The organism is Terrabacter sp. FW104-15G4B, from assembly GCF_058790095.1.
Genome location: NZ_JBYTCI010000009.1, coordinates 132,709 through 146,947, shown reverse-complemented (window position 1 = coordinate 146,947; position 14,239 = coordinate 132,709). Strand labels below are relative to the sequence as shown.

Annotated in this window: 12 protein-coding genes and 2 pseudogenes; 9 read left to right on the top strand and 5 right to left on the bottom strand. The window is 69.1% G+C overall.

Annotation, left to right across the window (positions count from 1 at the left end; translation table 11 throughout):
- The first annotated feature begins 158 nt into the window (after nucleotides 1-158).
- Nucleotides 159-1,949, top strand: a complete 1,791-nt coding sequence (locus AC3WRT_RS09890; RefSeq protein WP_492721377.1) for a DEDD exonuclease domain-containing protein — start codon at nucleotides 159-161, stop codon at nucleotides 1,947-1,949.
- A 19-nt stretch (nucleotides 1,950-1,968) separates the two neighbouring features.
- On the top strand, nucleotides 1,969-2,253 hold the full coding sequence (locus tag AC3WRT_RS09885; protein ID WP_492721375.1) for an Lrp/AsnC family transcriptional regulator: 285 nt from the start codon (nucleotides 1,969-1,971) through the stop codon (nucleotides 2,251-2,253).
- 66 nt (nucleotides 2,254-2,319) lie between these two features.
- On the opposite strand, the gene trpD is transcribed toward AC3WRT_RS09885, so the two are convergent.
- Both trpD and AC3WRT_RS09875 read right to left on the bottom strand, forming a co-directional pair.
- Complete coding sequence (gene trpD / locus AC3WRT_RS09880) at nucleotides 2,320-3,369, bottom strand: anthranilate phosphoribosyltransferase (protein ID WP_492721373.1); 1,050 nt, start codon at nucleotides 3,367-3,369, stop codon at nucleotides 2,320-2,322.
- Between the two features lie 3 nt (nucleotides 3,370-3,372).
- The gene (locus tag AC3WRT_RS09875) at nucleotides 3,373-3,852 is read right to left on the bottom strand and encodes a PleD family two-component system response regulator (protein WP_492721371.1); all 480 of its coding nucleotides are present in this window, start codon (nucleotides 3,850-3,852) and stop codon (nucleotides 3,373-3,375) included.
- 235 nt (nucleotides 3,853-4,087) lie between these two features.
- Between AC3WRT_RS09875 and ctaE the strand changes: the two genes are divergently transcribed.
- From ctaE to AC3WRT_RS09845, 6 genes are all read left to right on the top strand, one after another.
- On the top strand, nucleotides 4,088-4,750 hold the full coding sequence (gene ctaE, locus AC3WRT_RS09870) for an aa3-type cytochrome oxidase subunit III (protein WP_492721369.1): 663 nt from the start codon (nucleotides 4,088-4,090) through the stop codon (nucleotides 4,748-4,750).
- 56 nt (nucleotides 4,751-4,806) lie between these two features.
- Complete coding sequence (qcrC, locus tag AC3WRT_RS09865) at nucleotides 4,807-5,610, top strand: cytochrome bc1 complex diheme cytochrome c subunit (RefSeq protein ID WP_492721367.1); 804 nt, start codon at nucleotides 4,807-4,809, stop codon at nucleotides 5,608-5,610.
- A 49-nt stretch (nucleotides 5,611-5,659) separates the two neighbouring features.
- On the top strand, nucleotides 5,660-6,769 hold the full coding sequence (qcrA, locus tag AC3WRT_RS09860) for a cytochrome bc1 complex Rieske iron-sulfur subunit (RefSeq protein WP_492721365.1): 1,110 nt from the start codon (nucleotides 5,660-5,662) through the stop codon (nucleotides 6,767-6,769).
- The gene (gene qcrB, locus AC3WRT_RS09855; RefSeq protein WP_492721363.1) at nucleotides 6,766-8,529 is read left to right on the top strand and encodes a cytochrome bc1 complex cytochrome b subunit; all 1,764 of its coding nucleotides are present in this window, start codon (nucleotides 6,766-6,768) and stop codon (nucleotides 8,527-8,529) included. Before qcrA ends, qcrB begins: the two co-directional genes overlap by 4 nt.
- A 593-nt stretch (nucleotides 8,530-9,122) precedes the next feature.
- Nucleotides 9,123-9,476: a metallopeptidase family protein gene (locus AC3WRT_RS09850; RefSeq protein ID WP_492721361.1), complete on the top strand. Its 354-nt coding sequence runs from the start codon at nucleotides 9,123-9,125 to the stop codon at nucleotides 9,474-9,476.
- A 315-nt stretch (nucleotides 9,477-9,791) separates the two neighbouring features.
- Complete coding sequence (locus tag AC3WRT_RS09845; RefSeq protein WP_492721359.1) at nucleotides 9,792-10,649, top strand: NAD-dependent epimerase/dehydratase family protein; 858 nt, start codon at nucleotides 9,792-9,794, stop codon at nucleotides 10,647-10,649.
- A gap of 36 nt (nucleotides 10,650-10,685) precedes the next feature.
- On the opposite strand, the pseudogene AC3WRT_RS09840 reads toward AC3WRT_RS09845, so the two are convergent.
- The 3 genes and pseudogenes from AC3WRT_RS09840 to ctaC form a co-directional block, all read right to left on the bottom strand.
- Nucleotides 10,686-11,051: pseudogene (locus AC3WRT_RS09840) on the bottom strand (cytochrome c oxidase subunit 4); the annotation flags it as partial.
- A gap of 3 nt (nucleotides 11,052-11,054) precedes the next feature.
- Nucleotides 11,055-12,821 (bottom strand): aa3-type cytochrome oxidase subunit I, encoded by a 1,767-nt coding sequence (ctaD, locus tag AC3WRT_RS09835; protein WP_492721357.1) that lies wholly within the window; start codon nucleotides 12,819-12,821, stop codon nucleotides 11,055-11,057.
- Nucleotides 12,818-13,732 (bottom strand): aa3-type cytochrome oxidase subunit II, encoded by a 915-nt coding sequence (ctaC, locus tag AC3WRT_RS09830; protein ID WP_492721356.1) that lies wholly within the window; start codon nucleotides 13,730-13,732, stop codon nucleotides 12,818-12,820. Before ctaC ends, ctaD begins: the two co-directional genes overlap by 4 nt.
- Before the next feature lie 302 nt (nucleotides 13,733-14,034).
- On the opposite strand from ctaC, the pseudogene AC3WRT_RS09825 reads away from it, so the two are divergent.
- A pseudogene (locus AC3WRT_RS09825) lies at nucleotides 14,035-14,239 on the top strand (aminotransferase); the annotation flags it as partial.

Genomic DNA, 14,239 nt, shown 5'->3' with positions numbered 1-14,239 from the left:
CTAGGCGCTGCCACCGACAGTCCGGAGCGACGCCGACCAGCACCGTCACCGGAACCAACCGACTCGAGGCCCACACCGCCCTCGACCGTTGCGCCAGAGGGGGTCCCGGCCGTCGCGCCTCCGAGGCATTGTCGGCGGCGCGGCCTACGGTCGGGGTCATGCAAGCGATCCAGGCGACGTTCGACGACCTCGGCACCCCCCTCGCCGGCGTCACGTTCGTGGTCGTGGACCTCGAGACGACCGGCGGCACCCCGGCGCGCTGTGGCATCACCGAGATCGGCGCGGTTAAGGTGCGCTGCGGCGAGGTCCTGGGCGAGTTCCAGACCCTCGTCAACCCCGCGGAGCCGATTCCGGCGTTCATCTCGGTGCTCACCGGCATCACCGATGCCATGGTGCGCGACGCGCCGCGCATCGACAGCGCCCTACCCGCCTTCCTCGAGTTCGCTGCCGGCAGCGTCCTGGTGGCCCACAACGCCGGTTTCGACATCGGCTTCCTCAAGGCCGCCGCCGCGCGGGTCGGGGCGCCCTGGCCCGGCTTTCCCGTGCTCGACACCCTGCAGCTCGCGCGCCAGCTCGTGGTCCGCGACGAGTCGCCCAACCACCGCCTCTCGTCCCTGGCCCAGGTCTTCGGCTCCCCCACGACCCCGGACCACCGCGCACTCCACGACGCCCGGGCCACCGTCGCCGTGCTGCACGGCCTGATCGAGCGGGTCGGCAGTCTCGGTGTCCACACGCTCGAAGAGCTGTCGAGCTACAGCTCACGCGTCACCCCGTCGCAGCGCCGCAAGCGATTCCTCGCCGACCCGCTGCCCAGCGCTCCCGGCGTCTATCTCTTCAAGGACAGCCAGGACCGAGTCCTCTACGTCGGCACCAGCCGCGACATCCGCACCCGCGTCCGGACCTACTTCACGGCATCCGAGCAGCGCAGCCGGATGGCCGAGATGGTGCGCCTGGCGCAGGTCGTCCACCCGATCGTGTGCCAGACCTCGCTCGAGGCGCAGGTGCGTGAGCTGCGGTTGATCGACGAGCACAAGCCCCGCTTCAACCGCCGGTCCAAGGACGGCCGCAAGGCCATGTGGGTCAAGCTGACCTCGGAGCGCTTCCCGCGACTGTCCATCGTCAAGCAGGTGCGCGACGACGACGCGCACTACATCGGCCCGTTCCGGTCCCGGGTCGCCGCGCAGGCGGCCGTCGACGCCGTCCACGAGGTCGTCCCCCTGCGTCAGTGCACCGGTCGCCTCACCGGTCGTGGCACGGCCTGCGCGCTGGTCGACATGGGCCGCTGCGGGGCGCCGTGCACGGGTGCCCAGTCCGAGGGCGACTATGCCGTCGTTGTCGCCGACGCCCGGGCCATCTTCTCCGGCAATGCCCGGCCGAGCGCCGACCTGCTGCGCGTCCGGCTCGAGGAGCTGGCCTCGCAGGAGCGCTTCGAGGACGCCGCCCGGGTGCGCGACCGCTTCCTGCAGCTCGTGCGGGGGGCTGCACGCGCCCAGCGGTTGGCGCCGCTCGTCCGCTCACCAGAGATCATTGCGGCGCGCCGCAGCGACCACGGCGGCTGGGAGCTGGTCTCGATCCGCCACGGCCGTCTCGCCGGCACCGCGGTGAGCCCTCGCGGTGCCGATCCGATGCCCTACGTCCAGTCCATGCGGCTGACCGCCGAGGTCGTCCCGGCACCGGCCCCCGACCGACCGTCGGCGCTCACCGAGGAGACCGAGGTGCTGCTGCGCTGGCTCGAGAGCCCCGGCGTCCGCATCGTCGAGCTCGAGGGCTCCTGGACCTGCCCCGTGGGCGGGGCCGGCTCTGTGCGCCACCAGCTCGAGCCTGCGGTCGCGTCCGCGCACGACGTCGTGGGCTTCGACCGGGACGCGTCACTTGCCCGGTCGGGCAACGGCCTCCGGTCCGGGCGCGGCGGTCGTGGGGGCGGCGACGCGCTGCGCCGCGCCGGGTGACCCCGGCTAGGGTGTCCTCGTGATCACCGCCATCGTCATGATCAGCTGTGAGGTCGACCGGATTCCCGAGGTTGCCGAGGCCATCGCCGACATCCCGGCCGTGTCCGAGGTCTACTCCGTGACCGGCGACGCCGACCTCATCGCCATGGTGAGGGTCAAGGCGCACGAGGAGTTCGCCGATGTCATCGCCGACCGGCTCAACAAGGTGGAGGGCATCGTCGGCACGTCGACGCACATCGCCTTCCGTACCTACTCCTCGCACGACCTCGAGGCCGCCTTCAGCCTGGGGCTCGAGGGCGACTAGCCGGAGCGGAGGCGTCCGGCCGCCACGGTTGCCGAACGCCGTCTCTCGGCCCCGCCCGGCCCGCGTTCAGCGACGGGTAGCCGCGAGCCAGCGCTCGACGGTGCGGGTGGCCCCGCCGCTGTCGATCGCCTCGGCCGCGAGCCGGACGCCCGCCCGCAGGTCGGCGTCGAAGTCTGCCTCTGAGGCGCCTGAGTCCGGCCGGGTCAGAGCCAGGGCGATCCCCGCGTTGAGCAGCACCGCGTCTCGGACCGCGCTCGTGGCACCCGCGAAGGTGTCGCGTACCACCGCAGCGTTATGGGCGGCATCGCCGCCCCTCAGCTCCTCGATCGGGTGGAGCTCGAGGCCGAGCCGCGTCGGATCGAGCGAGCGCTCGTCCACGACTCCGCCGCGCACCCACCACACGTGAGTCGTGGTCGACACGGTGACCTCGTCGAGGCCGTCGTCGCCGCGGAACACAGCGGCGTCCTTGCCCCGGTCGGCGAAGACGCCCGCCAGGAGCGGGGCCATGCGTGCGTCCGCGCAGCCCACGGCGGCATACGTCGGCTGTGCGGGATTGGTCAGCGGGCCGAGGAAGTTGAAGGCGGTGCCGATCCCCAGGTCGCGGCGGGGCACCGCCGTGTGTCGGAATGACGGGTGGAAGGTCTGGGCGAAGCAGAAGGTGATGCCCGCCTCGGTGGCGACCTCGACGACCCGCTCCGGGGACAGCGACAGGTCGATGCCCAGGGCCTCCAGCACGTCGGCAGACCCGGACGAGGAAGAGGCCGCCCGGTTGCCGTGCTTGACCAGGCGGACCCCTGCCGCGGCAACGACGATCGAGGCCATCGTCGAGATGTTGACCGTGTGGGCGCGGTCGCCGCCGGTCCCCACGATGTCCAGGCTGGGGCCGGGGACCTCGATGCGCCGGGCGTGGGCGAGCATCTGCTCGGCGAGGCCGCGCATCTCCTCGCTCGTCTCGCCCTTGGCCCGCAGACCGACGAGGAAGCCCGCGACCTGGGAGGGGGTCGCCTCCCCCGTCATGATCTGACCCATCGCCCACTCCGCGGTGGAGCGGTCGAGGTCCCGACCGGCGATGAGCTCACTGAGCAGGGCGGGCCAGGTCGTCGCGTCCTGCGCCATGCGTCAGGCCGTCGGCACGCCCGAGCGCGCGAGCGTGGCCACGGCCGACGTCAGCGCGATCGGGTCGAGCGGGTGCGGGACGGCGAGGTCCGCCTGGGACCAGGCTGCCAGCCAGCTGTCCTGCGGACGCCCGGTGAGCACGATGATCGGCGGGCACTCGAAGATCTCGTTCTTCAGCTGGCGCGCGAGCCCCAGTCCACCCACCTTGGCAGCCTCGCCGTCGAGGACCAGGATGTCGAAACGGTCGGCTTCGACCGAGCTGATCACCGCGTCGGCCGTCGCGCACTCGTGCCAGCGGACGACCTCGACGTCGCGGGCCGGACGGCGGCCGACCGCAGCGCGAACGGCATCACGGGTCGTGATGTCGTCGCTGTAGAGCAGCACGCTGACCCGCGCCACGGGGCGCTCGGAGCGGGTGGAACCGGTCGTCGCGGCCGCGTCCGAGGACGTGGCCCGCGCTGCGCTGTCGTTCGAGGCGGTCATGCGGCAGATGTTACCGGGAAGGACGTGACGCGCCGCACGCACCTCCCGGGCCCCGCGTCCCCGATCTCACGTCCCCGGGCACGGCCGACGGAGGGGACGTGGGAAGGTGTTCCCGGACGGCCGGCAGCAGGCTGTTCAGGTTTCGTGTCGAAACGGTCACGAATCCTCTACACCTGCGTGAGAACGGCCCCCGGGGCGGGGGCGCCTCGCGCAGCCGGACAGGAATGTGGGAATAATGTCCAACGTGGCAACAGCATCGGCAGTTCCGTCAAGCGCGGTAGCGACCCCGGCCCATCACGGGCCTGCGACCCGACCCAACATGGTCGCCGTGGGCACCATCGTCTGGCTCTCCAGCGAGCTGATGTTCTTCGCAGGTCTGTTCGCCGTCTACTTCCAGCTGAAGTCGGTCCGTGGCGACCTCTGGGCCGAGCAGACCGAGAAGCTCAACCTGCCGTTCGCGAGCATCAACGCGCTGGTCCTGGTCATCTCCTCGGTGTGGTGCCAGCTCGGAGTCTGGAAGGCGGAGCGGGGCCAGAAGGCCCGCATCGGAAAGCTGTTCGACCTGAAGGGCTGGGGGATGCGCGAGTGGTACGTCCTGACGTACCTCTTCGGCGCGTTCTTCATCTCCGGGCAGGTCATGGAGTACTCCGAGCTCGTCAGCGAGAACGTCACGCTCAGCGGGGACGCCTACGGCTCCATCTTCTACATGGCGACCGGCTTCCACGGACTGCACGTCACGGGCGGCCTGATCGCCTTCCTGCTCATCATCGCCCGCACGTTCACGACCCGCCGCTACACCCACGCCAACGCCACCGGCGCCGTCGTGACCTCGTACTACTGGCACTTCGTCGACGTCGTGTGGATCGCGCTCTTCGCGACCATCTACATCCTGCGCTGACCCCGAGTGCGCGCACACCGCAACCCGACTTCCACCATGGACGACAGGAACCCACAGTGAACGCCTTGGCCGCCCGACGACGACACCCCGCCGCCATCGCGGTGCTGCTGCTGCTCGGACTCCTCGTGACGGGTGGGGCCTACACCTTCCTGTCCCCCAAGGACGCCAACGCCGCTGCGCCGACCGCCGACTCCGTCGCCCAGGGCAAGAACCTCTTCGTCGCCAACTGCGCGTCCTGCCACGGGGTGGCTGGCCAGGGCACCAAGTCCGGACCGTCCCTGGTCGGCGTGGGCGCCGCCTCCGTCGACTTCCAGGTCGGCACCGGTCGTATGCCTCTGGCTGGCCCGCAGGTCCAGGCTCCCCCGAACAAGGTCAAGTTCGACGACCAGCAGATCGCGGACCTCGCGGCCTACGTCGCCTCGCTCGGTCCTGGCCCCGGCGTGCCCGACCAGAAGTACACGACCGTCCTGCAGCCCGGCACGCCGGAGAACGACAGGGCGATCGCCGAGGGCGGCCAGATCTTCAGGGTGAACTGCGCGATGTGCCACAACTTCGCCGGAGCGGGCGGCGCCCTCACCCGGGGCAAGTACGCGCCGTCGCTGCAGGAGACCACCCCCAAGCACATCTACGAGGCCATGGTCACCGGACCGCAGTCCATGCCGGTCTTCAACGACATGAACATCACGCCCGAGGCCAAGCAGAAGGTCATCTCCTACCTCAAGGCCCAGGAGCAGGAGACCGCCATCGGCGGCCTGTCCCTCGGCAACCTGGGACCGGTGTCGGAGGGCCTCTTCGCTTGGGTGTTCGGCCTCGGCCTGCTCATCGGCTGTGCCGTCTGGCTCGGCAAGAAGGCCGCATGACCCCGCGCTGCATCGTCCCGATCACGAACCACGACAGGACCACGACCCGATGAACGACCACGAGACCACCGACCACGGGACGAGCACGTCGATCGTTCGTGCATCCGGTGACGGACAGGACCGGCTGCCCGCCTCGCTGATCAGGGACGCCGACCAGTTCGAGAACCCCGGTCTCCCGCCTCACGTGCACCGCGCGGCCGACGACGACCCCGCCGCCGCCCGACGGGCCGAGCGCCAGGTCGCCACGATGTTCGGGCTGTCAATGCTCGCGACCCTGGTCTTCCTCGTCAGCTACTTCGCGATCCCCGACGAGGCGACGTTCTTCTTCCCCGGGGTCGGCCGCGCCAAGACCCAGAACGTCGTGCTGGGGCTCTCCCTCGGCGTCGCGATCTTCCTCATCGGCATCGGCGCGGTCCACTGGGCCAAGACGCTGATGTCCGACGAGGAGATCATCGAGGAGCGCCACGAGCAGGCCTCGACGCCCGAGCAGCGGGCCAAGGCCGTCACGGTCGTCAGCGAGGGCGTCGCCTCGACGCAGGTGTCCCGTCGCCCCCTCATCAAGTACTCCCTCGGCGGCGCCCTGGGCCTCTTCATCCTTCCGCTGGGTCTGCAGGTGGCCGGTTCGCTCGGGCCCGTCACGATCGACGAGCTCAAGCAGACGATCTGGGATCCGGCCGTCAACGGCGGCAAGCCGATCCGGCTCATGCGCGACCCGGAGATGACGCCGATCCGACTCGACGAGGTCACTAACGGCTCCGTCTACCACGTGATGCCCGAGACCCTCCAGAAGTTCATCGACGAAGGCAAGCACGTCCTCGAGGCCCGGGCCAAGGCCGCGGTCATCCTGATCCGACTCGACCCCGACCTCATCACTGTGCAGAAGGCCAAGGACTGGGGCGTGGACGGTGCCGTCGCCTACTCCAAGATCTGCACCCACGTCGGTTGCGCCGTCGGCCTCTACGAACAGCAGACCCACCACCTGCTCTGCCCGTGCCACCAGTCGACCTTCGACCTCACCCAGGACTGCAAGGTCATCTTCGGCCCGGCCCGTCGGCCGCTGCCGCAACTCAAGATCACCGTCGACGACGCGGGATACCTCGTCGCCACCCAGGGCTTCAAGGAGCCCGTGGGACCAAGCTTCTGGGAGCGTGCCCGATGAGCACCATCAACGAGACCCGTCCCGCCGACGGTCTACGCGCCGGCGACCGCGAGGCCGAGGAACGCGCCTCTGCCGGCAAGCAGCTCGGTGGCATCGCCGGCTGGATGGACGACCGACTGGGCGCAGCCAAGGGCGTCTCCTTCCTGGCCAAGAAGGTCTTCCCCGACCACTGGTCCTTCATGCTCGGCGAGATCGCGATGTACTCGATGATCGTCTGCCTGCTGACCGGTGCGTTCCTCACCTTCTGGTTCGTGCCGAGCGCCAGCCAGGTCGTCTACGACGGCACCTACGTCCCGCTCCAGGGCGTGACGATGTCCGACGCCTACCGTTCGACGCTGGACATCTCGTTCGACATCCGCGGCGGTCTGCTGATCCGGCAGATCCACCACTGGGCGGCGCTGATCTTCATCGTGTCGGTCTTCGTGCACATGGCCCGTGTCTTCTTCACCGGTGCCTTCCGCAAGCCGCGTGAGATCAACTGGGTCTTCGGGACCATCCTGTCCCTGCTGGCCTGCATCGAGGGCTTCGCGGGCTACTCCCTTCCCGACGACCTGCTGTCCGGCACCGGCATCCGTGCCATGAACGGCTTCCTGCAGTCGGCCCCGGTCATCGGCTCGTACCTGTCGTACTTCATCTTCGGTGGCGCCTTCCCCGGGGAGGCGATCATCCCGCGCCTCTACTCGGCGCACGTGCTGCTCATCCCGGCCATCCTCGTGGCCCTGTTCACGGCGCACATCCTGCTCGTGTTCGTGCACAAGCACACGCAGTTCCCCGGCCCGGGCCGCACCAACAAGAACGTCGTCGGCTACCCGCTGATGCCGGTCTACATCGCCAAGGCCGGCGGGTTCTTCTTCATCGTCTTCGGCATCATCGCCCTCATCTCGGCGGTCGTCACGATCAACCCGATCTGGGCCTACGGCCCGTACGACCCCTCCCCCATCACCGCGGGCTCACAGCCCGACTGGTACATGGGCTTCGCCGACGGCGCGCTTCGCCTCCTGCCGGGGTGGCTCGAGTTCGAGACGTTCGGCTTCACGTGGAGCATGAACATCTTCCCCGGGTCGCTCGTGCTGCTTCCGCTCATGTGGACGCTCATCGGGATCTACCCGTTCGTCGAGAGCTGGGTGACCGGTGACAAGCGCGAGCACCACCTGCTCGACCGACCGCGCAACGCTCCCACGCGCACCGCCATCGGCGTCGCCGGCATCTCGATCTACGTCGTGCTCTTCCTCGCGGCGGGCAACGACATCATGGCGATCAAGCTGCACCTGTCGATCAACGACATCACGCAGGCGCTGCGGCTGCTCTTCTTCGTCGCACCGGTGATCTCGTTCTGGATCACCAAGCGCATCTGTCTGAGCCTCCAGCGCGCAGACCGCCAGAAGGTCCTGCACGGGCGCGAGACCGGAACGATCTGGAGGTACGCCGACGGTCGCTTCGAGGAGATCCACGCGCCACTCACGCCCGAGGAGCGCTGGGCCCTGGTGCAGCACGAGGCGCTGGAACCGCTTCGGCTCTCCGCGCCGAAGGACGCGAACGGGGTCGACAGCCCCATCGCGCGCAAGGAGCGCCTGCGCGCCAAGTTCTCGAACTTCTACTTCCGCGACCGCGTCGCGCCGCCGACGCCGACCGAACTCGAGGCGGCCCAGCACGGCCACGGCGAGCACGAGGCCATCTCCGACGGCGAACACGAGGCCATCGAGCCGGCCGGCGCCGCCCAGGAGCGCGAGACGATCAAGGCCGACAAGCAGCCCGGCTGAGCTCGTCCGCGCGTTGTGAGAACGCACTCGAGAGGGACCTCCCTGACACACGGGGGGTCCCTCTCGTCATGAGGGCGCTCCGTGGCCGTCTGTCCCACTGTGAGCGGCACTGGCCGTGCTGCCGGCGGTCCTCACTCCCTGTCGACCGAGTCCGGTGAGGCCCTGGAGCGCCGGGTCGGGCACAGCGGGCTCGCCGAGACCCACGCGGAGCTCGCCGAAGGCCTCCTTCCTGGGGTGCTCGGACTGGTCCTGGTGGCCGACGGGTTCGTCATGGAGCCGCGAGAGCGGCGAGAGCGGCGCTCCGCGAGCCTCCCGGACAAGACCTCCTCGCCCGCAGGAGCATCGGCTCACCGCCCGGGGGTCACTGCCACGAGCCGTGTTCGTGGGCGGCGCGGTGCGTGCCCTTGTCGCTGCTGCCGGCATGACCGTCCAGTCGGCCGCATCGGGCACAGCGGGGCCCGGGCCGCATGGTCCGACTCCTTCTCACAGAGCCCGGCGCCCGCTGGCAACTGTGACGACGACGGTGGCAAGTGACGCAGTGCAGATGCCCCGGCAGCACTGAGCCCTTCGTCGGTGCGTGACAGACTTCCCGCATGCTGCACCTGTCCGACGCCGAGTTCGAGGAGGCAGTGGGCGACGCCCTGGACTCGATCCCGCCCGAGCTGACCCGGGCCATGGACAACGTCGTCGTGCTCGTGGAGCCGGAGCCCCCACCGGAGGCCGCCGACCTGCTCGGCGTCTACGAGGGGACTCCCCTGACGGAGCGGGACGGCTGGTGGGACGCCGGCGCCCTGCCCGACCGCATCACGATCTTCCAGGGACCGCTCGAGCGGATGTGCGACACCACCGAGCAGCTGCGCGAGGAGATCGCCATCACCGTGGTGCACGAGGTCGCACACCACTTCGGCATCGACGACGAGCACCTGCACGGGCTGGGGTGGGGCTGACTCCCCGCCCTCAGCTCCGGCGCACCCGGTGACGATGTGCCGGGCCGCCGCCGTCTCGCAGGTCGGACAGTTTCTGCGGTCATGCGTGACCGGGCCTTCCGCTGGCGGCGGACCGGGGTTAACGTCGAGGAACCGTACAACCGATCGGATGGAGGTGCGCACTTGTTCTCTCCCACACGATCGCACTGCGAGCCGCTCGGGCCGTGAAGAGCCGAGCCGAGTCGAAGGGGAAGGCCGTCGGCCTTCCCCTTCGTCGTGTCCGGGCACGGGAGGAGGGCGCCCGGCGCCCTCGAGGCCGACGGCTAGGGTGCAGGGATGACGACATCATCCGAGCACATCGTCGTGACCGGCGCCGCCGGGAAGGCTGGCCGGGCCGCCGTGGCGGAGCTGCTCCAGCACGGCTACCAGGTCACCGCCACCGATGTCGCCGAGGCACCGACCGGCCTCGACACGGCATACCTCCGCGCGGACCTGAGGGACCACGGACAGGTGGTGGACGTCCTCGGCGGCGCCGACGCGGTCGTGCACCTGGCCAACATCCCCGCCCCCGGTCTGCGGCCGGCCGCCCGGACCCTCACCGAGAACACGACGATGAACGCGCACGTCTTCCTCACCGCGCAGACCCTCGGCCTGCGCCGGGTGGTGTGGGCCTCGAGCGAGACCACGCTGGGCCTCGCCTTCACGCCGGACGCTCCCCCGCGCTACGCGCCGGTGGACGAGGATCACTACCCCCATCCCGAGTCGACCTACGCCCTCTCCAAGGTGCTCTCCGAGACCATGGCGCACCATGTGAGTGAGTGGAGCGGGATCCCGTTCGTGGGCCTGAGGTTCTCCAACATCTTCACCGACGAGGACTACCAGCGCGTGCCGTCGTTCCAGCACGACCCCACGAGCCGGATGTGGAACCTCTGGGGCTACATCGACGTACGAGACGCGGCCGCCTCTTGTCGCAATGCCCTGGAGGCCGACACGACGGGTTCGGTCAACGTCATCATCGCCAACGACGACACGATCATGGAGCGCCCCAGCGCCGACCTCTTGGCCGAGGTCTTCCCCGACGTGGAGGTCCGGGACGGGGTCGAGGGCCACCAGACCCTGCTGTCCAACGCCCTGGCCCGGCGTCTGATCGGCTTCGACCCGCGCCACGGCTGGCGTCAGGGCGTCAGCGCCTGAGGCAGGAGCTGCCGCGGCAGACGAGAAGGACTCGAAGACCCACAGGCAGACCGCGACGATGCCGAAGAAGGCGCCGATGATGAAGAGCCACCAGCCGATCGCGAGGCCGGCGAACATCAGGGCGCCGGATGCGCCGAGCCACAGCGGAGTCCAGGAGCTGGCCACGAAGTAGCCGTAGTTGCCCTCGGCGTCCTCCACCTCACCGGACGCGTTGTCCTCGGGGCGCAGTGGCAGCTTCTTGCCCGTCATGAACAGGTAGAAGCCACTCAACGCGAAGAGCAGGGTCGTGAGGACCAGCGCCGTGACACCGACGGGCTCGAACTTGGACCAGAAGGCGTAGATCAGCGTGACGGGGATGAAGAAGGCGAACAGGTAGAGGAAGAGCTTGGTCTCGACGCGCATCGGTCAGTCCTCACGCTTCTCGGTGCTGGCGGCTGCCATCTCCGGTCCGGCCACGTCAGCCGGACCCATGACCTGGACGAGGGTGCCCCTGTCGGCGACGGGGGCGATGCCCGCGGCTGCCTCGGGGTGGTGCAGGTCGAACGCGGGGCGCTCGGACCGGATCCGGGGCAGGGACGTGAAGTTGTGCCGTGGGGGCGGGCACGAGGTCGCCCACTCGAGCGAGGCGCCGTAGCCCCAAGGGTCGTCGGACTCCACGAGCGGCGCGGTGCGCCACGTCTTCCACACGTTGTAGACGAACGGGATCATCGACGCGCCGAGCAGGAACGCTCCCAGGCTCGAGACGATGTTGGCCGCCTGGAAGCCCTCCTCCGGCAGGTAGTCGGCGTAGCGGCGGGCCATGCCCTCGACCCCGAGCCAGTGCTGGATGAGGAAGGTCATGTGGAAGCCGATGAAGAGCATCCAGAAGTGGATCTTGCCGAGCGTCTCGTCGAGCATCCGACCGGTCAGCTTCGGCCACCAGAAGTAGTAGCCGGCGAACATCGCGAAGACCACCGTGCCGAAGACGGTGTAGTGGAAGTGGGCGACGACGAAGTAGCTGTCGGACAGGTGGAAGTCCAGGGCCGGGCTGGACAGGATGATGCCGGTCAGGCCGCCGAAGAGGAACGTCACGAGGAAGCCCATCGCCCACAGCATCGGGGTGGCCATGACGACCTTGCCGCCCCACATCGTGCCGATCCAGTTGAAGAACTTCACGCCCGTGGGCACCGCGATCAGCATCGTCATGACGGCGAAGAAGGGCAGCAGCACCTGGCCGGTGACGTACATGTGGTGCGCCCAGACGCTCGCCGACAGGGCCGCGATCGCGATCGTGGCGAAGACGAGGGTCTTGTAGCCGAAGATCGGCTTGCGCGAGAAGACCGGCAGCACCTCGCTGATGATGCCGAAGAACGGCAGCGCGATGATGTAGACCTCCGGGTGCCCGAAGAACCAGAACAGGTGCTGCCACAGCATCGCCCCGTTGTTCGCCGGGTCGAAGATGTGCATCCCGAAGCGCCGGTCACCACCGAGCGCGAACAGTGCCGCGGCCAGGATCGGGAAGACGAGGATCGCGAGCAGCGAGGTGATCAGCACCGTCCAGGTGAAGATCGGCATCCGGAACATCGTCATGCCGGGCGCGCGCAGGCAGATGATCGTGGTGATGAAGTTGACGGCGCCCAGGATCGTGCCGAAACCAGCGAGCGCCAGGCCGAAGACCCACAGGTCACCGCCGACGCCGGGCGAGTAGCTCGCGTCCGACAGCGGGGCGTAGGCGAACCAGCCGAACGCCGCCGCTCCCTGGGGCGTGAGGAAGCCGACCGAGGCGATGAGGCCACCGAAGAGGTAGAGCCAGTACGCGAACATGTTGAGGCGCGGGAAGGCGACGTCCGGCGCGCCGATCTGCAGCGGCATGACCGCATTGGCGAAGCCTGCGAACAGCGGCGTCGCGAAGAGCAGCAGCATGATCGTGCCGTGCATGGTGAACAGCTGGTTGTACTGCTCGGGGTTGTCGACGATCTGCAGGCCCGGAGACATGAGCTCGGCGCGGATCAGCAGCGCCATCACGCCACCGAGCAGGAAGAAGACGAAGGAGGTGATGAAGTAGAGGTTGCCGATCACCTTGTGGTCGGTCGTCGTCACCCACTTGACGAACGTCTGGCCCTTGGCCAGCCGGGGGCGAACGGCAGTCAGGCCGGGGACCTGCGCCTCGCGATTGAGGGTGGCGGATGTCATTGGTTGCTCCCAGTGCGGGCAGGTGCGGGGATCTTCTGGATGTCGCCGGGGACCATCTCCTCGCGGCTGTCGCTCACGGGGATGAGGCCCTCCTGGCCGATGGACCGAAGTCGCGCCATCTCCTGGTCGTACTCGGCCTGCGGGACGACCTTGACCATGAACAGCATCTGCGAGTGGTAGGCGCCGCAGAGCTCGGCGCACTTGCCCTGGAAGGTGCCGACCTGGGTCGGGGTGAGCTGGAACTTGTTGGTCTTGCCCGGCAGCATGTCCATCTTCATCATGAACGCCGGCACCCAGAAGCTGTGGATCACGTCGCGGGCGTTGAGCACGAACTCGACGCGCTTGTTGACCGGCAGGTAGAGGACCGGCATCTGGGCGCGCTTGCCCTCGGAGCCGTCGAGCTCGGTGTGGACGCCGGTCTCGTGGACGTTCGAGTCGATGTAGTTGAAGTCCCAGCTCCACTGCTTGGCGACGACGCTGACGGTGAGGTCCTTCTTCGTGCTCGTGTCGACGAGGGCGGACTCGTCACGGGCGGTGTAGTAGAAGAACACGGCCACCATGAACACCGGGATGACGGTGTAGAGCAGCTCCATCGGCACGTTGTAGCGCAGCTGCACCGGCAGCGTCTCGTCACCCTTGCGCTTGCGGAAGCGGATGGCGGCGTAGAGCATCAGGCCCCACGTGATGACGCCCACTGCGAGGACGGCGATCCAGCTGCCCACCCAGAGGTCGGTCACCCGCTGGCCGCTGTCGGAAACCACGTTGGGGAGGTATCCGTTGGACAGCTGTCCCTGGCATCCGCTCAGCGCGAGCGCAGCCAGTCCAGCGATCCCGGCAGTGCGGACGGTGCGGCGCCGCCCGGTCCTCGCCACCACCGGCGTCACCGCTGGGGTGTCTTCGTGCTCAGGCACCAGGTGCACCTTTCGTTCCGTACGTGGGCGCGCAGGGCGCGCGTCGAACGTGTTCACGTCAAACCGTCAGGGCACCAAGGCCCACGGCGCAACCCTACCGTCCCACCCGTGACGCTGTCGCAGGGGGCGGCTACCGTTGCGGCGTGGTCAGTCACGATCCGGGCACGAACGTTGGACCCACCCCGTCCGGGTCCTCAGGCGCTTTTCAGCGCCCGTCCGGCGAGGGTTCACAGGGGACGTCTCCACACGTCCCGACGGTCATCCGGCGGCTGCTCGACGCCGCGGCCGGGCCGCTCCATCCCGTGGCCCGCGAGACCTTGCGGGCAGCCGTCGAGGTCGGCTGGGCCGACCCGGGGCGGCTGCACGCCGAGGGGCGCCGCGCCCGGGCGCTGCTCGACCGCTCGCGTGAGGTGGTCGCCTCGGGCCTGGGCGTTCGCCCCGGCGAGGTCAGCTTCCTGCCCAGCGGCCCGACGGCCCTGGCCAGGGCCGTCGGGCCGCTGGGCAGGA

Excerpts from the sequence above, each read along its gene's own strand:
- trpD (WP_492721373.1), bottom strand. The coding sequence starts at position 3,369 with ATGGCGCAGGACGCGACGACCTGGCCCGCCCTGCTCAGTGAGCTCATC.
- AC3WRT_RS09875 (WP_492721371.1), bottom strand. The coding sequence starts at position 3,852 with ATGACCGCCTCGAACGACAGCGCAGCGCGGGCCACGTCCTCGGACGCG.
- AC3WRT_RS09890 (WP_492721377.1), top strand. The coding sequence starts at position 159 with ATGCAAGCGATCCAGGCGACGTTCGACGACCTCGGCACCCCCCTCGCC.
- qcrB (WP_492721363.1), top strand. The coding sequence starts at position 6,766 with ATGAGCACCATCAACGAGACCCGTCCCGCCGACGGTCTACGCGCCGGC.
- ctaE (WP_492721369.1), top strand. The coding sequence starts at position 4,088 with ATGTCCAACGTGGCAACAGCATCGGCAGTTCCGTCAAGCGCGGTAGCG.
- AC3WRT_RS09850 (WP_492721361.1), top strand. The coding sequence starts at position 9,123 with ATGCTGCACCTGTCCGACGCCGAGTTCGAGGAGGCAGTGGGCGACGCC.
- AC3WRT_RS09845 (WP_492721359.1), top strand. The coding sequence starts at position 9,792 with ATGACGACATCATCCGAGCACATCGTCGTGACCGGCGCCGCCGGGAAG.
- qcrA (WP_492721365.1), top strand. The coding sequence starts at position 5,660 with ATGAACGACCACGAGACCACCGACCACGGGACGAGCACGTCGATCGTT.
- ctaD (WP_492721357.1), bottom strand. The coding sequence starts at position 12,821 with ATGACATCCGCCACCCTCAATCGCGAGGCGCAGGTCCCCGGCCTGACT.